A 25551-nucleotide genomic window follows, 5' to 3' on the forward strand; every position below is an offset into this window, starting at 1 on the left:
GGTCACCCTTCATTCTTTTAAATATCCGTATCCTTGACATCCCAACGAACAATTAATTTGATTTTTCTATGACGTTTAATGATTTCCTCATATGCCTCAGTTCTTAGCTTGCGTTGTGTTTGAATTTGTTCAGCGATAAAACCTGCTTCTAATTTAAAGCAACTTTCAGTTTTTAAATCAAATTGTCGGCTTATAATGGAACTTGTGAGTTCAAGCTCCATTCCCTTTTTATCTTCTTTTATCAAATGAAGAGATCCCCAGCCTGCTTCTTCAAAAAAGGATATTATCTCATCCATTGATACAAGAGGAAATTTTCTTGCGAGATGTTTCCCAGACCAATATAATATTTCGGATGTTTCTTTACCAAGTATATCTGGTATCAATATATCACGAATCAATTCGTATCCAAAGGCAGGAACGCTAAGATCCAAATTTTCTGTGTTCATTTCTAATTCTGCAGAAGATTTCAAGTTATTCCCCTCTTTCTCTATGTTTATTATTATATACAAAATTTCATTTCAGTTTAATAAAAATTTTGGAAAGGAATGCAATGAAAAATTATTTAAATAATTCAAAATGATTAGTGCTGCTAGCAATAATTTACTTTATCAATGATTTATATGATTAATACAGCAAAAAAGTATTCGTATTTATGTCGAAATAATGTATACGTTTCCTTGACGGTCACTAAGAGCGGGAGTAAAATGGATATGTCACATAAATGCTATATTTTTGCGTAGGATATTCAAAAAAAAATTTTTTTGAATTACTTTGCTATGCACACACGCTTTTATTAATAAGGGGGGTATAATGTGGCCGGAAATCGTGAGTTTTTAAATCGCAGATTGCATTCATTACTAGGAGTTGTGCCAATTGGAATATTCTTAATTGTCCACCTAGTTGTGAACCATTTTGCAACAGGCGGAGAAGAATCATTCAACAATGCTGTAGGCTTCATGGAAAGTCTACCATTCCTTATTTTCCTTGAAATTATTGTTATTTATTTACCTTTGCTGTTCCATGCAATTTATGGATTATACATTGCGTTTACAGCAAAAAACAATACGAGTAAATTGGGTTATTTTCGAAATTGGATGTTTCTGTTCCAACGAATTTCAGGAGTAATCGTGTTAATCTTTCTTGCATGGCACGTATATGAAACTCGAATTCAAGCAGCTTTAGGGAATGCAGAACTTAATTTCAACTTAATGGAAGATGTATTTTCAAACCCATGGATGATAGGGTTCTACATAGTTGGATTAATTGCAACTACTTTCCACTTCTCTAATGGTTTATGGTCTTTCTGTGTTAGCTGGGGAATTACACAATCTCCACGTTCACAACAAATTGCTAGTTATGTTGTATTAGTAGTATTTGTCGTATTATCAATAATTGGAATTCGTGCAATATTCGCTTTCGTATAAGAGTAAAACAGCAATAAGTAACATTCTTTTAGGAATTATGTTATGAGAAGGAGTGAGTCTTCCAGTGAGTAGAGGAAAAATCATCGTAGTCGGCGGTGGATTAGCTGGCTTGATGTCAACAGTAAAAATTGCAGAGGCAGGAAAACAAGTAGATTTATTTTCATTAGTGCCAGTCAAACGTTCTCACTCTGTTTGTGCACAAGGTGGAATTAACGGTGCAGTGAATACAAAGGGTGAAGGAGATTCACCATGGATTCACTTTGATGATACCGTTTACGGCGGAGATTTTTTGGCTAATCAGCCTCCGGTTAAAGCGATGTGTGAAGCAGCGCCAGGAATTATTCATTTATTCGATCGTATGGGTGTAATGTTTAACCGTACACCAGAAGGTTTATTAGACTTCCGTCGTTTCGGTGGAACTCAACATCACCGTACAGCTTTCGCAGGAGCAACGACTGGTCAACAGTTATTATACGCGCTCGATGAACAAGTTCGCCGCCATGAAGTAGCAGGTCTAGTAAATAAATTTGAAGGCTGGGAATTTTTAGGGATTGTTCAAGATGATGAGGGAGTTTGTCGTGGAATTGTTGCTCAAAACTTGACATCAATGGAAATTCAAGCTTTTGAGGCAGACGCAGTTATTATTGCATCAGGTGGTCCTGGTATCATTTTTGGAAAATCCACAAACTCCATTATAAATACTGGTTCAGCTGCATCTATTGTTTACCAACAAGGTGCAACTTATGCAAATGGTGAGTTTATTCAGATCCATCCAACTGCTATTCCTGGTGATGACAAATTACGTCTCATGAGTGAATCAGCACGTGGGGAAGGTGGACGAGTTTGGACATATAAAGATGGGAAACCATGGTACTTCCTTGAAGAAAAATATCCTGCTTATGGAAACCTAGTACCTCGAGATATCGCCACTCGCGAAATTTTTAATGTCTGTGTAGATATGAAACTTGGAATTAATGGGGAAAACATGGTATATCTAGATTTATCCCATAAGGATCCACATGAGCTTGATGTAAAACTTGGTGGTATCATTGAAATATATGAAAAATTTGTTGGTGAAGACCCACATAAAGTACCTATGAAAATCTTCCCTGCTGTCCATTATTCAATGGGTGGATTATGGGTTGACTATAAACAACATACAAAGATCCAAGGCTTATTTGCTGCTGGTGAATGTGATTATTCTCAGCATGGTGGTAACCGTTTAGGAGCAAACTCCTTACTATCTGCAATTTATGGTGGTATGGTTGCTGGTCCTGAAGCAGTAAACTATATTAATGGATTAGAAAAGAGCACGGATAGCTTATCTTCTTCGATTTTCGATCAGGCTATTAAAAAAGAAGAAGAAAAATGGAATGATATTTTATCATTAGATGGTAATGAAAATGCATATCTTCTTCACAAAGAACTTGGGGAATGGATGACTGACAATGTAACGGTTGTACGTTACAATGACCGTCTTCAAAAAACTGATGATAAAATACTTGAATTGATGGAGCGTTATAATAACATCAACGTAAATGATACAGCAAAATGGAGTAACCAAGGCGCGACATTTACACGTCAGTTAAAAAATATGCTTCATCTTGCTCGTGTCATTACGATTGGTGCATTAAATCGTAATGAAAGTCGTGGTGCTCATTACAAACCGGAATTCGCAAAACGTAATGACGAAGAATGGTTAAAAACGACTATGGCTGATTTCGATGCTTCTACGAATACTCCGAAATTTAGCTACGAGGATGTAGATGTATCCCTTATTAAGCCTCGTGAACGCGACTACACTAAAAAACATTAATAACTATTAGTGTTTTACGTTATTAACTTTATGAACGCGACTATACTAAAACGAAAGAGGAGAAATAAGGATGAGTGAACAAAAAACGGTACGCTTTATTATTACTCGTCAAGATAATCCAAATTCTGCTCCTTATCAAGAAGAATTTGTATTACCGTATCGTCCAAATATGAACGTAATTTCATCATTAATGGAAATTCGTCGGAATCCAGTAAATGCAAAAGGTGAAAAGACAACGCCTATTACTTGGGATATGAACTGTTTGGAAGAAGTTTGTGGCGCATGTTCAATGGTTATAAATGGAAAGCCTAGACAGTCCTGTTCTGCTTTAATTGACAAACTGGAACAACCGATTCGTTTAGAACCAATGCGTACATTCCCAGTTATTCGTGACCTGCAAGTAGATCGTAGTCGTATGTTTGATTCCTTGAAAAAGGTAAAGGCATGGATTCCAATTGATGGTACTTATGATCTAGGTGAAGGGCCACGTATGCCAGAGAAAAAACGTCAATGGGCATATGAATTATCTAAATGTATGACTTGTGGTGTTTGCTTAGAAGCATGTCCGAATGTAAATAGCAAATCCAATTTTATTGGACCGGCTCCACTATCACAAGTTCGTTTATTTAATAGCCACCCTACAGGTGCAATGAATAAAGATGAGCGTTTAGAAGCAATCATGGGAGATGGAGGACTTGCAAACTGTGGTAACTCTCAAAACTGTGTGCAATCATGTCCAAAAGGTATTCCTTTGACTACTTCCATCGCTTCATTAAATCGTGCAGCTACATTCCAAATGTTTAAAAACTTCTTCGGAAGCGATCATATGGTAGATTAATTTAAACGGCCGTCCACATGTGTGGGCGGCTTTTTACTTAGACATCATCCCTCTGTTTTATTCCACCTCTAGCTTCTTTATGGTAATAAAAAGAGTTAACTATAATTTCTAGAAGTTGGATTTACCTGATAATTCAGTGAAAACACTTTCCACTGAATTATTTTCTCGCTATAATAGAATGGAATGAATGCTCATTCATTTATAGGGGAGGAGAAATAAATGATGAAAAATATATCCTATATAGAAAACTTTGATGAATGGAGAAAAGGCTTTTCTTTTTATCATCCTATAACTGTTCGTTTTTCAGAAACAGATATGTTTGGTCACTTAAATAACACAGTCCCATTTACTTATTTTGAGGAGGCGAGAATTGAATTTTTAAAACAAAAAGCATTTATGCAAGATTGGATAAAGGAGACAACTCATGCAATTCCCGTTGTAGCTGATCTACAATGTGATTACATAAAGCAGGTATTTTTCGGTGAGACGCTTAATATTTTTGTTAAGGCTAATAAAGTTGGAACCTCTTCGGTCGATATTCATTATATGGCAGTAAATGAACAAAATGAAATTTGTTTTGTTGGAAGAGGTGCAATGGTTCAAATTTCAACAGAGACAGGGAAAGGAATACCTTGGACTGAAGAGGAAAAATTAAAATTAGCTACTAGTCATTAAAAATTATCAGTATAAATTTCAGTCGTAAGCTACAAAAAAATAAATAAACAGCACATTTTTCTCTTTTTCTTTTATTCCTTGCCAATACAATGTCACTCTAATTATTTCTTTCACATATGATAATCTGACAATCAAATTACCCATCCCCGCGGTTTAAAGCTGGCGAAGGCAAGGAGGGTTACAATAGTTGAAGGACAACGAATTCACACACAAACCGCTGCTTACAAAAAGAGAAAGAGAAGTGTTCGAGCTGTTAGTTCAAGATAAGACAACAAAAGAAATTGCAAGCGAATTGTTTATAAGCGAGAAAACAGTTCGAAATCATATTTCCAATGCCATGCAAAAGCTTGGAGTCAAGGGGCGTTCTCAAGCTGTAGTGGAACTTCTTCGCATGGGAGAATTAAAGCTTTAACCAAGAAACCGACTGCCAGACTGCAGTCGGTTTTGCTTTGAATTTTAAATGTGAAGCTTAATAAAAACATGCTTGAATTTTTTTAGAAAAAAGGTGACAATATTTCTAGTACTATTTAATAGATAGCTTATGAAAGTTCAGAGGAATTGATGTTTGATTCGTGGGTTTAGTAAGAATGAACCATACTTAATATCCGACTTTCAACCTCTAACTTCTAATTGATAGGGGGTTCTTCATTAATGAATAATGAAGGAAATGTACAACAACATCCAAAAGATATTGTTGCAACAATAGAAAAGGATCTGCGTTATATCTCAGCAATTATTAAGCAAAAGGGCAGGGAATTATTAAGTAATTATACGATCACGCCTCCGCAATTTGTTGCCTTACAGTGGCTATTTGAAGAAGGGGACATGACAATTGGTGAATTATCGAATAAAATGTATTTAGCATTTAGTACTACTACTGATTTAATCGATCGCATGGAAAAGAACGAATTAGTTGTGAGGGTAAAAGACCCGCATGATCGACGAGTAGTACGTATTCACCTTTTGGATAAAGGGAAACAAATGATAGATGAAGTCATTCAAAAAAGACAAGGATATTTACAAGATATTCTTTTTAATTTTTCTTCAGATGAGGTTCTTCAATTAAAAGACAGCCTCATGAAATTACATCAAGAAATGAGAGAAGAATGAGGCGAGATTTTTGAACCAACCAATTGGTATTATTGATTCAGGTGTTGGAGGATTAACGGTTGTTAAGGAAGTACTCAAACAATTACCTAATGAAAGTATTATGTACGTTGGCGATACGGCACGTTGTCCATACGGCCCCAGACCTGTAAGTGAAGTGAAAGCTTTCACATGGCAAATGACAAAATTCTTATTAAAAAGAAATATTAAAATGCTTGTTATTGCCTGTAATACTGCAACAGCAGTTGTGTTAGACGAAATTCGTTCTGAACTAAAAATCCCTGTTCTTGGAGTTATTTATCCTGGAGCAAGGGCAGCTTTAAAATTAACAAAAACATTTAAGGTTGGCATATTAGGCACGATTGGTACCATTCAAAGTGGAGCGTATGATAGAGCTTTGAAATCAATTAATAAAAAGACAAGCATTACTTCCTTAGCATGTCCGAAGTTTGTACCGTTAGTTGAAAGCGGTGAATATAAAAGTGCTATTGCAAAAAAAATAGTTGCAGAGACATTGTATCCAATTCAAAAAAGTGATATTGATACATTAATACTTGGATGCACACACTATCCTTTGTTAGGAGAAATCATTAAGAATGTGATGGGTGATCATGTGCAGGTGATTAGTTCAGGTGATGAAACCGCAAGAGAAATTAGTACAATCCTATATTTTCGTCATATTATGAATATGAATGAAACAACACCAAAACATCACTTTTTTACAACAGGATCGAGTAGTATTTTTAGTAATATTGCTTCATCATGGCTTGAACGAGAGATAAAGGATGTAGAGACCATATACTTAGGAGATGAATAACTCCTGAGTATATGGTTTTTTATTTGAAAACGGTCTATTTTGAAAAGAAAGCTCGTATACATATTAGTACAAACTGTCCTAGGAGGGGTACGATATGTCTAAAAAAACAAAGGCAACGGTAGCCGTTACATTATTGGCATCAAGTGTATATTTATCTGGTTGTGGTTTATTTGGAGAGGAAAAAATGGAGAAAATTGATCCTCCTCAAAAGGTTACTTCATTGAAAAATACTGATTCCTTAAAAAGTACTGAAAAGAATAGTAATGAAGAAAAAAATACTGTGATGACTGAACTGTATTTAATTGATAAAAACGGTTATGTCGTTTCACAAACATTGCCATTACCGAATAAATCGGGAGTTGCTGCACAAGCTTTAGAATATTTGGTAAGTGATGGACCAGGTCAAGATTTAATACCTAACGGGTTCCGAACAGTCCTACCTGCAAACACAAATATAAGTGTGAACGTTGAAAAAGATGGTACTGCAGTAGTTGATTTTTCTAAGGAATTCAAAAATTACGATAAAGCGGATGAGGAAAAAATTCTTCAATCGATAACCTGGACATTAACCCAATTTGATTCAATCGATAAAGTTAAATTAATGGTAAATGGCGAACCTTTAAAGGAAATGCCAGTTAATGGAACACCGATTAATCAAGAGGGATTAACGAGAGCTAATGGTATAAATAATGACTTGTCAGATGTAATCGATGTGACTAATACACATCCGCTTACAGTCTATTACTTGGCTGAAAATGGTGGTCACTCATACTATGTACCTGTGACAAAACGTGTCCAGAATATAGATTCTACTGATGTGAATGCAGAGATTAAACAAATTGTTGCAGAATTAGTTAAAGGGCCAAATAAAAATTCTCCTCTTGTTAGTGCATTCCAATCTGATGTAGCATTGTTGGAAGATCCTGTTATTAAAGATGGGCAAGTAACATTAAATTTTAATGAAAATATTCTAGGAAGCTTTGAGGAAAAGAAGATTGCAGACAGTGTTTTAAAACCACTGGTTTATACATTAACAGAGAAAAAGGAAATTAAAAGTGTAGCAGTTGAAGTTGATGGAAGTTCTAAACTTGTCAATGAAAATGGTGAGCCACTAACAGAACCAGTAACACGGCCGGAAAATGTGAACACTGGTAGTTTTTAATCATAAAAGTTTGATATACTATATACTGTGAATAAAGAGGTTGGCATTTTGCCACCTCTTTTTATTGGTAGAACTTTTTATTTTATAAGTTAAGGGAGGATATTTACATGCGGGTTGATGGTAGGGAAAAACTACAATTACGACCAATACATATAGAAACTGATTACTTAAAACACCCTGAAGGTTCGGTATTAATTACAGTTGGTGATACAAAAGTAATTTGTACAGCAAGTATAGAAGATCGAGTGCCACCCTTTATGCGTGGAAGTGGCAAGGGATGGATAACTGCAGAATATTCAATGCTCCCACGGGCAACTGAACAGCGTAATATACGTGAATCTTCAAAAGGAAAGGTTTCCGGGAGAACGATGGAAATTCAACGCTTAATTGGGAGAGCATTACGTGCAGTGGTAAATCTAGAGAGTATTGGCGAGAGAACAATATGGATCGATTGCGATGTCATTCAGGCAGACGGAGGCACACGTACAGCTTCGATTACAGGTGCCTTTATAGCGATGACTCAAGCGTTTTCAAAATTATATGAAAATAAAACGTTAAAAACGTTTCCGATTACGGACTATCTTGCAGCAACGAGTGTGGGGATAATAAAGGATCATGGTGCAGTATTAGATTTAAATTATTCGGAAGATAGTCAGGCACTTGTAGATATGAATGTCGTCATGACGGGGGCAGGAAATTTTGTTGAATTACAAGGCACAGGAGAGGAAGCAACATTTTCCCCAAATGAATTGCAGCAATTAATTGAAACAGCAACGCATGGGTTGAGAGAAATCTTTTCCATTCAACAAAAGGCATTAGGTCCAATCGCAAATCATATTACGCTTACATGTGAGGAATAAAAAATGAAACAACAAGTAATTATAGCAACAAAAAATAGTGGGAAAGCAAAAGAATTTGAGAGTTTATTTTCAGCATTTAATATTAAAGTAAAAACATTATTAGATTTTCCTGATGCAATAGATGTTGAAGAAACAGGACATACCTTTGAAGAAAATGCAGTATTAAAAGCGGAAACCATCGCTTCACAATTTGGTCAAATGGTACTAGCTGATGATAGTGGATTATGTATTGATGTATTGAATGGAAGACCAGGAATTTATTCTGCAAGATATGCAGGCGAAGAAAAAGATGATGAGAAAAATATTGATAAAGTTTTAAAAGAAATGAAAGATGTGCCTGCAGGTGATCGTGCAGCTCGGTTTTATTGTGCATTGGCTCTAGCAGTACCTGGAGAAAAAACAATAACTGTATCTGGAACATGTGAAGGTGAAATTCTTCGTGAGAGACATGGGGAAAATGGATTTGGATATGATCCGATATTTTTTCTTAAAGATAAAGGAGTAACGATGGCAGAAATACCATCATCAGAAAAAAATCAAATTAGTCACCGTGCAGCTGCTCTGCAAAATCTCTATATGATCCTTAAAGATAAATTGAATCAAGGTGAAATGAAATGAAGCTATTGATTGTAAGTGATAGTCACGGATTGAAAAAAGAATTAGGAGAACTTAAGCAGAGATACGAAAATCAGGTCGATGCAATGATCCATTGTGGTGATTCAGAGCTTATGTCAAATGAAGACGAAGTTCAAGGGTTTTTAATTGTACGTGGTAATTGTGATTTTGATAAACAGTACCCGCTTGATATTCGTAAAAATATCAATGGCAATGAAATATTTATTACACACGGACATCATTACAATGTGAAAATGACCTTAATGAATTTGTCATATAAAGCAAAAGAAGTACATGCTGATTTTGTGTTTTTTGGACATTCACATATCCTTGGTGCTGAAATGATCAATGGAACCTTATTTTTAAATCCAGGTAGTTTTTTAATGCCTCGCGGGAGAAGAGAAAGAACATATGCACTTGTTCAAAAAGAAAAAAATATGATTACAATTCAATTTTTCACTGATGCTCATCAGGAGTTAGAGGAACTAAGATTAACTTTTTATATATAGTCAATTGGATCTATTGCAGTTCATATAGAGCTGCAATAGAACATTAGAAAAAATCTATTGACTTTTTAATGGTAATTGAATAAAATAATAATTGTCTTATATAGTAATTTTGTAATATTTATATATATGTCCCAGTAGCTCAGTTGGATAGAGCACGACCGAGTAAGCATCGAAGAAAAAACATCAGCGTACCGATTGAGCCACATCCCAGAAAAGAAAACCGAAATCGGGACGACTAGAAGTTAAGCAGGTTAAAAAATTATAATATGTCCCAGTAGCTCAGCTGGATAGAGCAACAGCCTTCTAAGCTGTGGGTCGCAGGTTCGAATCCTGCCTGGGACGCCATTAAATTATTTATGAATAAGATTAAAAAAGTCGCTAATCACTCTTAAATCTTGATATATCAATGTTTATGGGTGTTTTTTTTTATTTCTTTATCTAATAAGTAATCGATTGAAAAAGATAGGTTTTTAATTTTTTTTACACAAATTTTACACATACTAGACAGCCTCCTCAAATATAGCAACAGCTGCCTTTTCATCTTCTTCACGCAATTCTTTTAGCACATGTGCATATGTGCCAAGTGTTGTATTTATATCTTTGTGTCCAGCTCTTTCTGAAACATAAGTAACTGATAATCTTTTATATAGCAATACACTAATGTGAGTATGTCTTAATCCATGAATAGTAATTGGATCAATATTTAATTTATCGAGAATTGCTTTTAGAACTTTATTTATTCCGTTATTACTTATTACCTTGTATTTAGAAATAGGACTATAGAATACCAATTTATGTGGATTCTCTGGTGTATTCTTAAATAGTTCTTTAAATACCTTCATGGTACTTTTATCTACTCTTATTACACGAATAGATTGTTCATTTTTTGTAGGTCCGAAGCCTTCAGGCATTTTATTTGTGTAACCCCATGTTTTGTTAATACTAATTTTATTTTTCTTAAAATCGAAATCATCCCTTGTAAGACCAACCAATTCACCAAATCTCACTCCTGTTGTTAGTGCAAGTAGGATTGCATAATTAACAACACTACTATTTGGATTTAAATTTTTAAGTAAATATTTTTGAAGTCGTTTGCTCTCAAAATAATTTAAATGTTTTTCTTCGGTCTTCTTAGGTTTTTTTCCAGTGGTTGTGACACCTCGGGTAAAGTCTACTCGAATAATTCCTTCGTCTATTGCTTCTTTAACACATGCTCTAATTTGAGAATTTAACTTTTTTGATGTTGCTAATCCCCTGGTTTGCCCGTATTCGTTTAAAAAAGCTTGATACGAGCGTTTGTTTATGTCTTGAATAGGTATACCGCCAAACACCTTTTTAATCGTCTCTAGGGTTACTTTATAACGTTCTAGGGTGTTCTTTGCAATATTCGGTTTGTATAATTTAAGCCATGACTCAAAATATTCATCAAAAGGTATTGGTTTTAAATTTGGAAGTGTACCTTTATATAACTGATCTTCGACTTCTGCAGCAGCAACCTGAGCTTCTTTTTTAGTTTTAAATCCACCTTTACGAATAGGTTTAGGCTTAGCACTAATAGTATATTGCCAAGTCTTTCCACGCTTTTGAAAACTAGCCATTTTTTATTTCACCTCCTTTCGGTGTATAACCAGATATTAAGTGGATCCATTGTTAATGTTTGTCCATCAACCATGGTATAAATTCCATACTTTTCTTTATATCTATCTAAAGCGCTTTGTAAAAATTCTTCAGTAACTCCCAAGTATTCTGCTAATTCAAAACGATTACGTATACCTTCTTTTTGTGCTTGTACAATTTTACTTAAAGGAATAAGTTTTTCATAAGCCCATGATCTTGCTTTTATTTCTTGTTTTCGATTAACAATAGATGATTGATCAAGTATGTTTCCGCCGGATGTAAAATGGTGGCCAAGTTCTTCAGCGAGAATACACGTTTTTTCGATTGTATTTTTTATCTTTTTATTAATCCATATAATATTGTCCGAATATAACCCTTTAATAGATCCTTTGATGTTCTCCTCATAAACATCAATATCTAGTCTCAAACATTCTGAAAGAAGAGCATCATACATGAAGTTACATCCCCTTGTTAGTTCTTTTTGATTTCACAAATTCTTTAAACCGTTCTATTTCATTAAGTTCTTCCTCTGTCCATTCTTCCCCATCATGATGTGCAGCAATTGTATCAATTTCCTGTTTTTCTTCTATATCTAAAAGAAAGTCTAAGGAAACATCAAAAAACAATGCTAGGTATCGTGCGTATTCAAGTCGTGGATCTCCTAAACCATTCTCCCATTTAGATACCATTCCTTTATTAAGGGTAGTATTAAATTGTTCATTAATTTTTTCAGCTAATTCCCCTTGTGACAAACCTCGATTAATTCTAAGTTCTTTTATTTTCCTTCCTATTTCTAATTCCATGTTTTTTATCCTCCGTACTAATTTAGATATATCTAAAGTGTAACTGATGGGTTTCGATTTCGCAACATTTTTTTAGTTTTTCTGGAAAAATGTTATTGACTTTGAAACTTCTGGTGATATACTAAGGTTAAGTTTCGAAAATGAAACAAAAGATTAGAAGGTGATAAATTGTGAAAGAAGTGGAGAGAAGACATACACCGTACTCAAAGTTCAAAGCGTTCTTAGTTGAAAACAACATAAATCAACGTGATGTGGCAATGTTGTTAAAGAAATCACTGTCAGCTTTGAACCAAAATTTAAACGGAACTGGAGGTGATTTTTCATTAAAAGAAGTCCGTATAATTTGTAAACAATTTAATATAAGCGCAGATGACTATTTTTTATATCCTGAGGTTTCAAAAATGAAACTACAGGATGTTAAGGAGGAAGTGATATGCAACAATTTCAAATCAGTATAAGTATTCCAATCCCAGAGGATTCTATTCTTATCAAAAAGATAGAATTTGAAGAATTAAAAAATCAATCATTGACTGGTGTTTACTGGAACATGCGAGACCTTGAAATTAAAACAAAACGAAAAAGTGAGTGGATAAAAGAACATATTTTATATCCTTCTCGTTTTAGAAAAATACTAGATTCAGAAACTGGTGGATTCGTATTTTATCCTAAAAAGAAAGGTCAAACATGGGCATTTCAAGCAAATAAAATGGCAGCATTTTTAGATAAATATTTTCAGCAAATATTCTCATAAAAGGGATGATGTTAAATGAACAATTTCGCATTATATCTATTAGTCTTTTTAATTGTCTTAGTTGGCATCATGATTTTTGACTTCATCACAGATAAAAGTGAATAAGCCTAACCAGGCTTTCCTTTTTAGCCACGTGGCGAAATTTGATGATAAGTAATCGGAATATTTGAAGGGAGGTGAAAATAGTGGAAATTGGGGTAGCAGGTGAAATATCAGTTCAACAAATCATAGGTGAGGATCTCACAGAAAAAATTAATGGTTGGTTAGAAAATCATCCTGATTTAGAGGTAATAGATATTAAATTCAGCACAAGTGCAACAGAGGATTCTTGGAGTTCTGATGCTTTAATTATTTATCGAAAGGAGTCGTAAATTGTGGCAATAACATTTATAACATTAACACTTCAAAATTTTAAAAGTCACCGTGATCTCACTGTTAACTTTGGCGAGCAAACAAAGATCACTGGTGACAATGCTCAAGGTAAAAGCTCCATTCAAGAAGCTATTACATGGCTATTATACGGTGTTGATTCACTTGGAAGCAAATTAGATCCAACACCGATAACTTACGAATCAGAAGGAACAAAGGTTTCACTTTTATTTTTTATAGATGAAAAACAAGTTTTGCTAGGTCGAGAGTTACATAAAGGAAAGACACATTATTACATCAATGAAGTACCTAGCAAAGCAGGGAGTTTCAAAGAAATCTTAGATCAACTCTTTGATAAAAATTTATTTCTTTCTCTATTTAATCAAAATTACTTTTTTACTCTACATTGGGAAGATCAACGTGAAATGCTTCTGAAATATGTTACTGCCCCAGCAAATAAAGAAGTATTAAAACATATGCTGGACGAGCAAAAAAAATGCCTAGAACCTCTACTAAAAAAGCATTCTCTTAATGGTCTTGAAGATCTGCATAAAGATAACAAGAAAAAGAAAGACAAACAATATATTGCTGCACAAAGTAAAACAAAAACACTTAAAGAACAAATGGAACACTATCAGCCAACAATTCCTTTTGACTCTATAGTTGCTGAATTAAATCCTTTAAAAAGAGATAGAGAAGAAATTGAAAAAGTTACTGATAGTGCAGGGGAAATTAATGGGCGCATAAATGTTCTTAATGCAAAAATCAACAATCTCAATAAAGAAAGAGATCAAATGAAAAAGGATTGGGATTTATTAAAAAATGAAAAGATTGAAGACCATTGCCGTGTGTGTAAACAACCTTTACAGGAAGAATCATTACAGTCAGTAAGAGATGAACATGAACAACGTAAAGATAACTTCAAAAAGATTTTTCATCAAATTGTAGAGGATCGAAAAAAGCTAGAAGAAGAACTGAAAACATTGGAATACATTGATGTTACTGAACAGATTGAAAAAGTAAGAGAAATTCAATCAAAGATAGATCCACTCGAAAAAGAGTTATCAAAGCATAAAGATTATAAACTTTTTCAAGAACAAGTGCAGCAAGCAGAGAAGGAAGAAAAAGAATTACTTTCTTCACTCAATGAATCCATTTTTATTCTAGACACTATCAAAGCATTTCGAGCAAAAGAAGCTGAATTACAAGCTGAAAAAGTACAAGCCTTATTCGATACACTTTCCATCCGACTTTTTGAAAAACAGAAGAATGGAGAGTTGAAAAATACATTTGAAATTGAAATGGATGGTAAGCCTTATCGCAAGCTTTCCCTTTCAGAAAGTATCCGAGCTGGTCTGGAATTAAGGGAAGTCTTATCAAAACAAAGTGAAGTGATCACACCAGTATTTATTGATAATGCTGAATCTATAACAAGTTTTAAGCAGCCAAGTGGACAATTAATCATTTCTAGGGTTGAAGCTGAAAAAGAATTGACTATAGAAAAGGATGATTACTGATGCCAATCAAAGTAGTTCCAATTAGTTCGGGATTTCCATCACTTCCACCTGAAAAGAATGATTGTATTGCTTTAAGGATGTATGGAAAAGATGCATTGTCTATTGAAATAAGTTTTCCGTTCCATGAGGATACACCAAATTTTAGCCTGTCAATTTCAGAAGCAATGGATTTAAAAAATGCAATTGATCAATTACTTGATATAAGAATGCTTGAAAAACCGAGGGGGAAATAATAATGACAAACAACTCACTTATGTTAACACCAGAAATTCAAGAAGCTTTTAAACCAGAAGTAATTAATGTAATGAGATCATCACTGGCACCAACTGCAAACGATGCTGAATTTGTTTTATTTGCTCATAAGGCAGCTTCATACGGTTTAGATCCATTTAAAAATGAAATTTTCTTTATCAAATATGGCAGCACCGCACGAATCCAATTTGCTGCAGAAGCTTATCTTTCAAAGGCAAGGGAACAAGAAGGGTTTGAACCACCAGATACTCAAATGGTTCATGAAAATGATGAATTTAAGATTGCTAAAAATGCTGAAACCAAAGAACTAGAGGTCATTAAACATGAAATTGGATTTCCGAGAGGAAAAATTATTGGCGCTTATTCAATAGCATATAGAAAAGGTTATCGTCCAGTAACGGTGATCATGGATATTGACGAAGTAGCACATATGTTTACTGGTCAAAACAAGGATAACTGGAACAAATGGACACAAGATATGTTTGGGAAACATGTTCAACAGCGTGCATTAAAACGTCAATATGGACTTGAGTTTGAAGATGAAACAATCACTCATGGTGAAGGTGAAAGTACTATTCCAGAATATAAGCCTAGAAAAGACATTACACCAAATCAAGAAATTATAGATGCACCAACAAACCAAGAAACAAATGAAGAAGATCCGCAATTAACACAAGCTAAAAAAGAAATGCAAGCAAAATTCAAACGTCTTGGAATTACTGGAAAGGTAGCAAAGCAGAATTACATCAAAGATCATGCTCCACAAATTGGAGACAATCCTACACTTCAAGAATTAATTGGATTGCTCGACATTATGGACATGCATATTGATATGAATGAAGCACAAGCTTCTGATGCTGATGTATTGGACTAGGTGATTAATATGAGGGTTGATATTTTAGCAAGTGGATCGAGTGGCAATTGTATTGCTATTCGGTCCCATGAAACTACTATTCTCATAGATGTTGGTATTGCTAAAACAAAAATTGAAAAGAGATTGCTTGAGGTTGGAATCAGACCTAACCATATTGCAGCTATTTTTATCACACATGCTCATGGAGATCACATAAAAGGGTTGCCATTAGCAAATAAGTACAAGATTCCTGTTTATGCAGCAGTTGAGGAATGGAAGTCAATACATGGTATTGATGAGGATTTACAAGGAATAAAACTACCAGGGAAGTTAATGAGCATAAATGATTTTCTAGTGGGTGCTTTCAGAACTCACCATGATGCATATGAACCAATGGGGTATACAGTCCAAAAGGAAAATGGAAAAAAAGTATCGATTTGCTTGGACACCGGCCATATTGATTCTGAAATATTAGCAGCAATGAGAGATTCAGATATTTACATCATAGAAGCAAACCACGAACGAAAAATGGTTGAAGTATCAGATTATCCTAACAGTGTGAAGGGCAGAATTCTTTCGGATATGGGGCATTTATCTAATCAGCAGACTGCAGATGCTTTAAGCAAATTAGTGCAAGGTAATAGAGAAAAGATATACCTTACCCATTTATCCAGCAAAAATAACATGCCTACATTAGCAGAAATGACAGTAATCAAAGCTTTAATGAAAAAGGGATACAAGAAAGGTAAACACTATGAGATTGAGGTGATTTGATTGAAGGTAAATGGAAACATCAAAACAAATAAGGTTGAATTACCACAAGAAGTTTTTGAAGCTTTCGAAAGAGTAAAAGCATGTTGGGGAAGATTTCTTACAAAAGATCAACTTAATTCACTTTTACTAAATATTAATGTGACTGGAACAAGTGGTGATTCTCTTATCTTAAAAGAGTTTGCAGCCATTAAACCAACCGAATATGTTAAAGCATTGGCAAACGGATATAAACCGCAATATTCAACCCTTACTGATGAAGTTAGTGACATCATACAAGATTGGTTAAGTAGAGAATATATCGAAGACGAAGCCACAGATGTTCGATTATTCGCAGAGAAATTAACAAATTTTTATTCACAAAAATTATCAAAAACATCGTGAACGGATGAATTAATATGGCAAATCCACAAGTTGAAAAAGGGCATACTAGGATTGCCAATGAAATTTTAGAGAATATCATGAAAACCAATCTTAATGGCACTCAATTTCGTATCGTTTTGGCTATTTGGAGAAATACCTATGGATTTCAAGAAACGACACATGAAATGTCTATAAGTTATTTAGCAAATGCGATTGATGCAAATAAAAGTCAAGTCGATAGAGAACTTACAAGTTTAATAAACAGGAACATTATTAAAGTCATTGGGATTGGTTCAAGGGGGGCAAGAATTATGGGTTTTAATAAGGATTACGATAAATGGGGCAATCCTATAGCAAAAGAAATCCCACAAGAAAAACCAACTAAGAAACCATCAAAAGTGAAGAAATATGATGAGGATAATTCCTATTACAAGATGGCCGTTTATTTTCATGAAAAGATATCTAAGGTTGCCAAAGATGCAGGTGTGGAGCATCTTATTAAAAAAGCAAATCTGCAGAGTTATGCTGATGACTTCAGAAAGCTAATTGAATTGGATGGAGTAAATAAGCGTTTAGCAAAAGATGTTATAGATTGGGTAACACAAGATTCATTTTGGAGAACTAATATTCTTTCAGCTAAAAAACTCCGTGAAAAATTCACTGAGCTTGCGATAAAAATGAATGCTCAAAAACAACCTAAATCAGCATCTAATAATCAGCAAAGAGATCCAAGGGATAAAGAAATTGAGTTTCAAAAATGGTTAGAAGATGGTGGTGAACCAGATGCATTCAATTGGGGAACATGATTTTCAAACTGATCAGGCAGAACAGGCCGTACTTGGTGGAGTATTTCTTGATTCAAATGTATTAGATGAAATTGTATTTCTTGAAGATAGAGATTTTATTAATGAAAAACATCAACAAATATACAGAGTGATGCGCTGGCTTGAAGATAAAAACAAGCCAGTTGACATTGCCACAGTAGCAGAAATGTATGTTCAACATAACAAACTTAACAATGTCAGTATCTCATATCTTACTCAACTAGCAGAATCTTGTCCTTCAGTTGCGAATGTTAAATATTATGCGGATATTGTACGCTCAAAGGCACTTCGCAGAAGAGGTGAAACATTAGGCTATCAGATTTCGGCGTTATCCCGAGAGGATTATGAATCTGATGAGGAATATTTTTCAGCAGTAGAAAGCCTTGTTGCAGATTTAAGACCTCAAGAAAACGGGAAAATGAAGAGCTTTGCTGAAACAAGACAAGATTATTTTAAACATCTAATAACAAAAGCAGAGTTTATTCCGACAGGATTTAAGCAATTTGATGAATGGGCAAATGGTCTTTGGAGAGGATGGCTTTTTATATCAGCAGGGCGACCATCAGCTGGTAAAACTGCTATGTTAATTCAAAGAATTATAGGGGTAGCTCAAAACGGTCCAGTACTTTTATATTCACAAGAAATGGATGAAAACCAGATTAAAGACCGAATGATAAGTAATCTAACTGGAATTCCCTATGGACGTATAAAAAAGAAGAATCTTTCAGTTAAAGAGTATGCAATGATCGAAGAAGCATATGAAAAAGTAGAAAGTTTACCAATCCATATCCAGGATTCAGCAGGTATAACTATTGAGGAAATAAGAGCAACTGCTAAAAGGTTTAAACGAAAATATGGAAAGCTGTCAATGATAGCTGTAGATTACTTGCAAATTATGAAAATCCCTCAAAAAAAAGGTGAAACGAGGTCCCAAGCTATTGGTAACGTTACTCGAGAAGCAAAACAGATTGCTAGAAAAATGAATTGTTGTTTTATGATGCTTAGTCAAATGACAAGGGAAAGTGAGAACTTCAAAAAACCACAACTTTCCCATTTAAAAGAATCAGGATCTATTGAACAGGATGCAGATACAATCGAATTCCTATGGCATGATCCAAGTGATACGGATAAAAACGGTAAAGTAGTTCAACAATTTATTGCCAAAGGTCGTGACACTGGAATAAATGAATTTCGACTTTTGTTCCGTGGTTGGAAGCAGCAATTTGAGGAATTACCCAGAGATAAAACTAAATAGCAATTAAGTTTGATAGAGGGGTGAGGGAAGTGGAATTAAATAAGGTTATTCACGGCCATTGTCTGGATGTTTTAAAAACACTTCCTGATCAATCGGTTAATACAGTGATAACTAGTCCTCCTTATTGGGGACTAAGGGATTATGGAGAACAGAAACAAATAGGTTTGGAGCCATCTGTTGATGAATATGTTCTATCTCTAAAAAACGTTTTTCATGAAGTAAAAAGGGTTTTAAAAGATGATGGCACCCTTTGGCTAAATCTTGGAGATGCTTATGCAGGAAGTGGACGAGGTAGAAATGCTGACGGGAAAGGAAATCCCGGAAACAACCATTTTCAAAGTATTGGACAAGTTTCAGGAATTGTTTCGACTCCGAAGGCAGTAGAGGGTCTAAAGCCAAAAGATTTAATAGGATTGCCATGGAGAGTAGCTTTTGCGCTTCAACAAGATGGTTGGTACTTACGACAAGATATCATTTGGAATAAACCAAATGCAATGCCTGAAAGTGTACAAGATAGGCCAACTAAATCACATGAATATATTTTTCTTTTAAGTAAATCGCAAAACTATTACTACGATCATGAGAGCATTAAAGAACCAGCTATTTATGGTACGCAAGATATTAGGGGATCTCGAGGCGCTTTTGGTCCTCCACAAAAGAAAATCCGGGAAGATAAGGTACAAGGTTCATTCAATGGAAAGTATGGAAACCAAGCATTCAGAGCAATTCGTGACAAAAGAAATAAGCGCTCCGTATGGACAGTTTCAACTAAACCATTAAAAGAAGCACATTTTGCAACTTTCCCAGAAGATTTAATTGAGCCTTGTGTGTTAGCCGGATGTCCCAAAAACGGTGTAGTATTAGATCCTTTCTTTGGATCCGGAACTACAGGAAAAGTGGCTATAAAACATAATCGGAATTTTATAGGCATTGAGCTTAACCCGGATTATGTACAAATAGCAGAAAAGCGACTTAGTGAAGTGCAGCTGGAACTTATACATGAGTTATGAAACAAAATGAAAGATCAGTTGATTAGGAGGGGAAAGAAAGTGCAAACACAGGAAGCAAAACTTAAAAAGGGTGATTGGATAGCAATACCAGGAACATTTGGGTCACGTTTCATTGGGTATATTCTAAAAGCTTCTAATGGGTTGCAGCAATACGAGGTGCAAGTGTTAAGAAAATCAAATGGTGTTAAGTATGAAAGAAAAGTTTGGATCGATTTTAATGATGTCTTTCCATATGGAGAGGAACTTGAGGAAGAGGATTTATATCAGATGATGGAGCTCGCCATTGATACAAATGATAAAGAGTGGTTTAACGAACTACACAAAAAAATCCCAAAGGAACTGCCATTTTGATGATGAGAAAATTTAGTTTATATATTTAATTATTTTAACTAATAGGTATGTTGATAAATCAAGGCTTTAAGCTGCTTAAATATAGAAAAGTGTAAATTGCTTTTACAAATATTGAAGTAATAACAATACTTGATAATCAAAAAATCGGTATAAATTTAATTATTTTATAAAAGGCTAGACGTCTCCCTTGTGAGAGTCCGCCCAGCCCCTACGCACATCAGTTAATAATGATTACTGTTTGATGATCACAGTAATAACAATTATTTCAACATTAGTTTTTCTAGGTAATATCGATTTTACAATTGAGATAAATACCTTAAGTATTTCAATCATTGTACAACCTCCTCCTAAGTTTTTACCATAGGCTAACTGGTAAGTAAAACAGGACGGAGATGCACGTAGAGATTGATTAATTATATGAAACTAAAATGTAAATGATTCAATAATAATCATGTTAGGAGTGAGGATGTGAGATTCGTAGGAATTGACCCATCAACTAAAACAGGATTTGTAGCTTTAGATGAGTATGGGAACGTAGTAAGAGCAAAAGAATTAACCGGAGTTGGTTCAAAAGATCCTTATCGAATGGCTACTTTAATCGATGAAGTATTAATCCATGTTAAAACAGGTGATTTTATTGTCATAGAAGGATTTGGATTCGCTTCGCAACAAGCTATTCAATTAGGTGGCATTGGCTGGGGAATTCGAATGGGGTTGCATAGAAGAAATCATAGTTATACAGAAGTATCTCCAAATGCAGTGAAAAAGTTTGCTACTGGTAAAGGTAATGTTAAAAAAGATGAAATGGTTTTGCCTATTTTTAAACAATGGGGATTTGAACACCCAAGCGATAACGTTCGGGATGCATATGTAATGGCTAGAATTGCAATGGATTTATTTTTAGTAGAGGAAACAAATTCATACAACGGATTTCATTATCAAGCACAAGTGATTGAATCTATCCTTAATCCTAAGCCAAAAGTTAAAAAGAAAAAGAAGGTGAAATCATGAGACCGGTCGTGATTCGCCGTAGAAGAAAACATGAAGCTGAACAAGCAATAAGTGATTTAGAAGCAAGAGGATTTGAAATTATTTATCCTCTCACTGAAATATCTAGTAGTGGAAAGATTTTTGATAGGGACAGCTTTAATCGCAAAATTTTTATTCAGAACACTTTCGAAACATGCTGGATAGCAAAAATGAGGAGGGTTAAAGAGGATGGGTATCCTTTACGATAAAGTAATGGAGCAAAAGAAACGCGAGTATCTCATCCAAGAATTACAAAAAATGAATGTCACTAAGTCAACTGATGGTAGAGATATAAAGGATTTAAATTATGATGATCTAAAGTATGAATTTTTGATGGCTTCATTTCGCTAAATTGATATTAATCAGGAGGTTTAAATCTAATGGGGTATTCCCGAGAAGAGCAAGAAACTACATTGGTTTTTGACAACTCAACAGGTCTATGGAACGTTTACTCTAATGTTCCAAAACACATACGAAAACTTACTAATATAACAGAGATTTTCATCGTAGAATCGGAGAATGGAAAACCGATAGCTGTAAAAGGAACTTTGACAGAAAAACAAGTCAGTATGAAAAAGGTAAGAGTTTATACCGAAGAACAACGACTAAAAGCAGCTCAAAGGTTTTCTAAGGCTAGAAATGCCCTATAAATAACGGAAAAATCAAACTATAAATAACCCGTAAGGCAATTTGTCTATTTAACGATAAAGAGTCTTTTTTATAGTTTAGTAACACAAAAAATAAAAAAATAAAGGAGCGATAAAATATGCAAGTGAAAGTAAAAGCGCATTTTAATAAGCAAACAAAGGATAGCAAAAAAGAATTGGTTCAGTTTCACGTCAAAGGTGAAGATGAAAAGAAACCGGAACTAAATAAACTTACACGTGAAGTTGTTATCCTAGAAATGGAGGGAGTCGAACAGAAATTAAGATGTGAATTTAATAAGTCCACTAAAGACAGTAAAAAAACCGTTCTTGAATTTATTGTAAAAGGTGATGCATCTGCAGAGAATACATTTAATTTTTACAAAAAAGCAGGGTCAGATGTTACTTTAAATATTATTGAAGCCCAAATGAGTGCTGATGATTTCCCTGAGGAAAATACTCATGAAGGAATGAAATACAATGTAGATAAATCAGGTAATGTTAGTGTTCCAGATGGTCAAATGTCAATAGATGATGTTCCAGAAGAAAATAACAATGGTGATAATGTGGATGAAGAAAATGAAAAAGATTCCTTAGAAGTTACAGATGATGATCAATTGGATGATGACGATAATTTATTCGATTAATAGATAAAATAGAGAACCAATCGAATACAAGGGGTGAAAACACCTTATGGCATTTGAATTACCAGAATTAGATAGAAAAGAAACACAGAGGGCAGTCGAATCTGCCCTTGAAAAATATAGATTGTTTAAATACTTAACCTTTGATGAAAGAGAAGCTGCAACTACTTCTCATATGGATGATATCGGTGGGGGAAGAGGTAATCTTACTGGTGATCAGACAGGTTCAATTGCTATTCATAATGTTGATGAACAACAATATCGTAAAAACTTTTGTGAACGTATGGAGAGAGCTGTTAGAAGATTACCTAAAATGGAACGTTTTTTGATTGAAGAAAGATACATGAGTGAGGATGCTGAATATTTAACTGATATAAATATATATTGTTTTAAGTTTCAGCCGCCCGTATCCGAAAGAACATATTCAAAAATTCGTTGGAAGGCCTTTTATAAATTAGCTTTGAATCTAAATATTGCAGTTTTGAAAGAAGAAAAATAAATAAAAAATTAGTAAATGCACTTATTTATAGGTGCATTTCCCATTTATCCTAAAATGTCCCAAAGTGCTATAATTAATTATTAATCGTTGAAAAGGGGGAGGAAAGATGGAAAAAGATTCAGAGAAGGAGATAGATAAATATTTTTCAAGAAAAATTAATAATAGCTTAAATGAATTAAGTACAGAAATTTTTTTTGAAATGAGGAGAGTCACAGAAGAAGCAAGTAGTAGAGGTATGATGCAATCTGGAATGTTTATTGTTAATCTTTTAGATACAATCACTAATAATACGATTAATTCTTGTAAAGAAAAGTTACAATTAATCGATGAATTCCAAGAATACATGCGTATAACATTAAGTACAGATCAATTAAATAATATTGAAAATAAATTTATTGATTCTTATACTTCTTTTTTTATGCAGATGGTCGAAATAGAATATAAAAATGAGATTTCAAAAATTCTGGGGGATTTAGAATCAATAAATATGACGAGTGAAGCAAAAATCAATAACTCTTTTAATAAAATAAGAGCTTTAATTATTGATAAAGTTGAAGATGTAAGAGTAAAAAATAAATTGCAAAAGGAAGAGCCTAGTGTTAGATTGGCCAAAAATTCAAATTCGATTGCATTTTTAGCATTAGTTGTGTCAATTATTTCGATAATATTAGGATTTTTGTAAGAAAATAATTAGAAAAAAAGAAAAAATAATTTTGAAAAATAATCGTGTTATTTTGAAATTTACCTGTTAAATTTATATCATAGATAATTTTATCAAAGACAACGCTCAGGTTGGGAGTGCCGTCTTTTTGATATATATTTTTTGATAATAAGAGGGAAATTGACTTTCATTGAAGAATTACTCTTCTTGGGAGTGATTAAATGAAAATAGAACAACTTAGCTTTAAATTAAAATCAGAAGGTTATCGAAGAATCATTAATGATATTGCTGAAATTTTAGGAGAAAGTATTTATTTGGTTGAGGAGAAAAAGAAAAAATCATTTAATAAGGTAATTGCTACTCAACTAAGAATTCTTTTGTGTGAGGGTGAAGACTCATTAATCCTAAAAGGTGGTAAAGTACCAGTTTTAGCACCAGTTACTGATAAAACAATAGTTAAAGAAAAAAATACAACAATGTTGGATTTAACACAGCTATTCAACCATGATGGGGAACATTTGGAGTTAAATGATTGGGTTAATCAGGTAGTTATGACTATAGGACACCCTGTTTTATTACCAAAGAAGTTTAACTGTATTGATTGTTCGAATGAGATTATTGTAGAAGGATCTCATAACGATATGAGCTTAATAGTTTCCGATAAGGTAGTAATACGACACAAATGTACTTGTTCAACAAAAATGAAATTAACTGATGTTTCTTCGTTTCTAGAAAACGAAGAAAATACTTTCAAAATATATGAAGTAGTGGATCATACTATCAAGGATATAATAAAAAGTTACGCTAATAAAAATGGTGGTACCCATGTTGATAAAAGCTTAAGTTATAATAAATTTGCTGATGTTTTTTTAGGAGAAAATTATTTAATTGCAATAGCAAATTATATTCTTGGAGTCTTATCTTTTAAAGCGAAGTCGAAAAGCAGCCAATAATGGTTGCTTTTTCTTTTACTCCATTCCTGGTTACGGTCTGAGTTATAGTGGCAACACACCGTAACTTGCTTCACCTCCTTTGAGTGGCGATCCCAGTCACTAAGGAATGGATCGGGACGGTTTGCCATTCACCGAAGTAAGAAATGGCTTTAATATTTATTTGAAGGATTTTCCTGATTTTTATCGAAATATGTAGGTAAAAAGGAGGAGATGTAATTGAAAGCATTCTTAAATTTAGAAAATGCAAAATTAGAAATTACAAAGGCTGAAGAATATATTATAAAACTTAAAGAATTTATAGAATTAGTAGAAACTTATGAAGCTGACACGTTTGAAAAATTGGTTATTAAAAATTATGCAATAATAGGTAGTGTTGCTAAAGTTGCAAATAAGCTAAATGAAGAAGGATATAGGCATGAAAGTGGAAGAAAATATATTTCTAATGATATTACTGAAATCATACAAAGTAAGCCTACTATTGATGAACTTCATTCTTTAGTTAAAGATATTCAAAAGAAAAATATAACAAAGGCTAATAGGAAATGGAATTAATTTGTCATAA

At 33.9% G+C, this 25551-nt stretch carries 36 protein-coding genes and 1 tRNA gene; 33 read left to right on the forward strand and 4 right to left on the reverse strand.

Annotated elements, in window-relative coordinates; all coding sequences use genetic code 11:
* Positions 1-17 precede the first annotated feature (17 nt).
* On the reverse strand, positions 18-470 hold the full coding sequence (locus NST63_RS08305; protein WP_306420360.1) for a YslB family protein: 453 nt from the start codon (positions 468-470) through the stop codon (positions 18-20).
* 342 nt (positions 471-812) lie between these two features.
* On the opposite strand from NST63_RS08305, the gene NST63_RS08310 reads away from it, so the two are divergent.
* From NST63_RS08310 to NST63_RS08365, 12 genes are all read left to right on the forward strand, one after another.
* A complete protein-coding gene (locus NST63_RS08310; RefSeq protein WP_058006598.1) occupies positions 813-1424 on the forward strand; it encodes a succinate dehydrogenase cytochrome b558 subunit in 612 nt (203 codons plus the stop codon).
* Between the two features lie 64 nt (positions 1425-1488).
* A complete protein-coding gene (gene sdhA, locus NST63_RS08315; protein WP_058006597.1) occupies positions 1489-3240 on the forward strand; it encodes a succinate dehydrogenase flavoprotein subunit in 1752 nt (583 codons plus the stop codon).
* A gap of 70 nt (positions 3241-3310) precedes the next feature.
* The gene (sdhB, locus tag NST63_RS08320) at positions 3311-4078 is read left to right on the forward strand and encodes a succinate dehydrogenase iron-sulfur subunit (RefSeq protein WP_058006596.1); all 768 of its coding nucleotides are present in this window, start codon (positions 3311-3313) and stop codon (positions 4076-4078) included.
* 222 nt (positions 4079-4300) lie between these two features.
* On the forward strand, positions 4301-4753 hold the full coding sequence (locus tag NST63_RS08325) for an acyl-CoA thioesterase (protein WP_212943587.1): 453 nt from the start codon (positions 4301-4303) through the stop codon (positions 4751-4753).
* 187 nt (positions 4754-4940) lie between these two features.
* Positions 4941-5165, forward strand: coding sequence for a helix-turn-helix domain-containing protein (locus NST63_RS08330; RefSeq protein ID WP_055739090.1), 225 nt, complete (start codon positions 4941-4943; stop codon positions 5163-5165).
* Positions 5166-5404: 239 nt separating this feature from the next.
* Positions 5405-5863, forward strand: a complete 459-nt coding sequence (locus NST63_RS08335) for a MarR family winged helix-turn-helix transcriptional regulator (RefSeq protein WP_071976986.1) — start codon at positions 5405-5407, stop codon at positions 5861-5863.
* Positions 5864-5873: 10 nt separating this feature from the next.
* Positions 5874-6677 (forward strand): glutamate racemase, encoded by an 804-nt coding sequence (racE, locus tag NST63_RS08340; protein WP_058002009.1) that lies wholly within the window; start codon positions 5874-5876, stop codon positions 6675-6677.
* Positions 6678-6771: 94 nt separating this feature from the next.
* Positions 6772-7839 carry a GerMN domain-containing protein gene (locus NST63_RS08345; RefSeq protein WP_212943396.1) on the forward strand — a complete coding sequence of 356 codons (1068 nt, stop codon included), beginning with the start codon at positions 6772-6774 and terminating at the stop codon, positions 7837-7839.
* A gap of 107 nt (positions 7840-7946) precedes the next feature.
* Positions 7947-8699: a ribonuclease PH gene (gene rph, locus NST63_RS08350; protein ID WP_058002011.1), complete on the forward strand. Its 753-nt coding sequence runs from the start codon at positions 7947-7949 to the stop codon at positions 8697-8699.
* A gap of 3 nt (positions 8700-8702) precedes the next feature.
* Positions 8703-9317, forward strand: coding sequence for an XTP/dITP diphosphatase (locus NST63_RS08355; RefSeq protein ID WP_212943392.1), 615 nt, complete (start codon positions 8703-8705; stop codon positions 9315-9317).
* Positions 9314-9823 carry a metallophosphoesterase gene (locus tag NST63_RS08360; RefSeq protein ID WP_058002013.1) on the forward strand — a complete coding sequence of 170 codons (510 nt, stop codon included), beginning with the start codon at positions 9314-9316 and terminating at the stop codon, positions 9821-9823. Before NST63_RS08355 ends, NST63_RS08360 begins: the two co-directional genes overlap by 4 nt.
* A gap of 268 nt (positions 9824-10091) precedes the next feature.
* A tRNA-Arg gene (locus tag NST63_RS08365) sits at positions 10092-10168 on the forward strand.
* 155 nt (positions 10169-10323) lie between these two features.
* Here NST63_RS08365 and NST63_RS08370 read toward each other — a convergent pair.
* Genes NST63_RS08370 through NST63_RS08380 form a run of 3 tightly spaced genes read right to left on the reverse strand, consistent with a single transcriptional unit; the run spans position 10324 to position 12243 of the window.
* On the reverse strand, positions 10324-11421 hold the full coding sequence (locus tag NST63_RS08370; protein WP_341041800.1) for a site-specific integrase: 1098 nt from the start codon (positions 11419-11421) through the stop codon (positions 10324-10326).
* An 8-nt stretch (positions 11422-11429) separates the two neighbouring features.
* Positions 11430-11894 carry an ImmA/IrrE family metallo-endopeptidase gene (locus NST63_RS08375; protein ID WP_341041802.1) on the reverse strand — a complete coding sequence of 155 codons (465 nt, stop codon included), beginning with the start codon at positions 11892-11894 and terminating at the stop codon, positions 11430-11432.
* 4 nt (positions 11895-11898) lie between these two features.
* Positions 11899-12243: a helix-turn-helix domain-containing protein gene (locus NST63_RS08380; RefSeq protein WP_341041804.1), complete on the reverse strand. Its 345-nt coding sequence runs from the start codon at positions 12241-12243 to the stop codon at positions 11899-11901.
* Between the two features lie 170 nt (positions 12244-12413).
* Between NST63_RS08380 and NST63_RS08385 the strand changes: the two genes are divergently transcribed.
* The 21 genes from NST63_RS08385 to NST63_RS08485 all read left to right on the forward strand — a co-directional run bounded on the left by NST63_RS08385 (position 12414) and on the right by NST63_RS08485 (position 25541).
* A complete protein-coding gene (locus tag NST63_RS08385; RefSeq protein WP_341041806.1) occupies positions 12414-12701 on the forward strand; it encodes a helix-turn-helix transcriptional regulator in 288 nt (95 codons plus the stop codon).
* Positions 12677-12994, forward strand: coding sequence for a DUF771 domain-containing protein (locus tag NST63_RS08390; RefSeq protein ID WP_341041808.1), 318 nt, complete (start codon positions 12677-12679; stop codon positions 12992-12994). The genes NST63_RS08385 and NST63_RS08390 overlap by 25 nt, the downstream gene beginning before the upstream one ends.
* A gap of 185 nt (positions 12995-13179) precedes the next feature.
* Positions 13180-13365, forward strand: coding sequence for a hypothetical protein (locus NST63_RS08395; protein WP_212943269.1), 186 nt, complete (start codon positions 13180-13182; stop codon positions 13363-13365).
* 3 nt (positions 13366-13368) lie between these two features.
* Positions 13369-14880 carry an ATPase gene (locus NST63_RS08400; RefSeq protein ID WP_341041810.1) on the forward strand — a complete coding sequence of 504 codons (1512 nt, stop codon included), beginning with the start codon at positions 13369-13371 and terminating at the stop codon, positions 14878-14880.
* Positions 14880-15113 (forward strand): hypothetical protein, encoded by a 234-nt coding sequence (locus NST63_RS08405; RefSeq protein WP_212943267.1) that lies wholly within the window; start codon positions 14880-14882, stop codon positions 15111-15113. Before NST63_RS08400 ends, NST63_RS08405 begins: the two co-directional genes overlap by 1 nt.
* Positions 15114-15115: 2 nt before the next feature.
* Positions 15116-16006, forward strand: a complete 891-nt coding sequence (locus NST63_RS08410; RefSeq protein WP_341041812.1) for a RecT family recombinase — start codon at positions 15116-15118, stop codon at positions 16004-16006.
* 9 nt (positions 16007-16015) lie between these two features.
* Positions 16016-16759, forward strand: coding sequence for an MBL fold metallo-hydrolase (locus NST63_RS08415; protein WP_341041814.1), 744 nt, complete (start codon positions 16016-16018; stop codon positions 16757-16759).
* Complete coding sequence (locus tag NST63_RS08420; RefSeq protein ID WP_212943264.1) at positions 16760-17140, forward strand: hypothetical protein; 381 nt, start codon at positions 16760-16762, stop codon at positions 17138-17140. It begins immediately after the preceding gene.
* A 14-nt stretch (positions 17141-17154) separates the two neighbouring features.
* The gene (locus NST63_RS08425) at positions 17155-17925 is read left to right on the forward strand and encodes a replication protein (RefSeq protein WP_341041816.1); all 771 of its coding nucleotides are present in this window, start codon (positions 17155-17157) and stop codon (positions 17923-17925) included.
* Complete coding sequence (locus NST63_RS08430; RefSeq protein WP_341041818.1) at positions 17903-19198, forward strand: replicative DNA helicase; 1296 nt, start codon at positions 17903-17905, stop codon at positions 19196-19198. The genes NST63_RS08425 and NST63_RS08430 overlap by 23 nt, the downstream gene beginning before the upstream one ends.
* Positions 19199-19227: 29 nt before the next feature.
* Positions 19228-20208, forward strand: coding sequence for a DNA-methyltransferase (locus NST63_RS08435; RefSeq protein WP_341041820.1), 981 nt, complete (start codon positions 19228-19230; stop codon positions 20206-20208).
* Between the two features lie 39 nt (positions 20209-20247).
* A complete protein-coding gene (locus NST63_RS08440) occupies positions 20248-20559 on the forward strand; it encodes a hypothetical protein (protein ID WP_341041822.1) in 312 nt (103 codons plus the stop codon).
* A 468-nt stretch (positions 20560-21027) separates the two neighbouring features.
* The gene (locus NST63_RS08445; protein ID WP_341041824.1) at positions 21028-21570 is read left to right on the forward strand and encodes a hypothetical protein; all 543 of its coding nucleotides are present in this window, start codon (positions 21028-21030) and stop codon (positions 21568-21570) included.
* Positions 21567-21797 (forward strand): hypothetical protein, encoded by a 231-nt coding sequence (locus NST63_RS08450; protein ID WP_341041826.1) that lies wholly within the window; start codon positions 21567-21569, stop codon positions 21795-21797. The genes NST63_RS08445 and NST63_RS08450 overlap by 4 nt, the downstream gene beginning before the upstream one ends.
* Complete coding sequence (locus NST63_RS08455) at positions 21778-21939, forward strand: hypothetical protein (protein ID WP_341041827.1); 162 nt, start codon at positions 21778-21780, stop codon at positions 21937-21939. The genes NST63_RS08450 and NST63_RS08455 overlap by 20 nt, the downstream gene beginning before the upstream one ends.
* A gap of 29 nt (positions 21940-21968) precedes the next feature.
* Positions 21969-22238 carry a hypothetical protein gene (locus NST63_RS08460; protein WP_341041830.1) on the forward strand — a complete coding sequence of 90 codons (270 nt, stop codon included), beginning with the start codon at positions 21969-21971 and terminating at the stop codon, positions 22236-22238.
* 116 nt (positions 22239-22354) lie between these two features.
* Positions 22355-22879: a hypothetical protein gene (locus NST63_RS08465; RefSeq protein ID WP_341041832.1), complete on the forward strand. Its 525-nt coding sequence runs from the start codon at positions 22355-22357 to the stop codon at positions 22877-22879.
* Positions 22880-22925: 46 nt separating this feature from the next.
* Positions 22926-23375 carry an ArpU family phage packaging/lysis transcriptional regulator gene (locus NST63_RS08470; RefSeq protein ID WP_341041833.1) on the forward strand — a complete coding sequence of 150 codons (450 nt, stop codon included), beginning with the start codon at positions 22926-22928 and terminating at the stop codon, positions 23373-23375.
* A 106-nt stretch (positions 23376-23481) separates the two neighbouring features.
* Positions 23482-24057, forward strand: a complete 576-nt coding sequence (locus NST63_RS08475) for a hypothetical protein (protein ID WP_341041834.1) — start codon at positions 23482-23484, stop codon at positions 24055-24057.
* Between the two features lie 200 nt (positions 24058-24257).
* Positions 24258-24989, forward strand: coding sequence for a hypothetical protein (locus tag NST63_RS08480; protein WP_341041835.1), 732 nt, complete (start codon positions 24258-24260; stop codon positions 24987-24989).
* Between the two features lie 216 nt (positions 24990-25205).
* Positions 25206-25541 carry a hypothetical protein gene (locus NST63_RS08485; protein WP_341041836.1) on the forward strand — a complete coding sequence of 112 codons (336 nt, stop codon included), beginning with the start codon at positions 25206-25208 and terminating at the stop codon, positions 25539-25541.
* Positions 25542-25551: the final 10 nt, after the last annotated feature.

Origin of the sequence: Heyndrickxia sp. FSL W8-0496 (assembly GCF_038007825.1) — a bacterium.
Classification (GTDB): Bacteria; Bacillota; Bacilli; order Bacillales; family Bacillaceae_C; genus Heyndrickxia; species Heyndrickxia oleronia.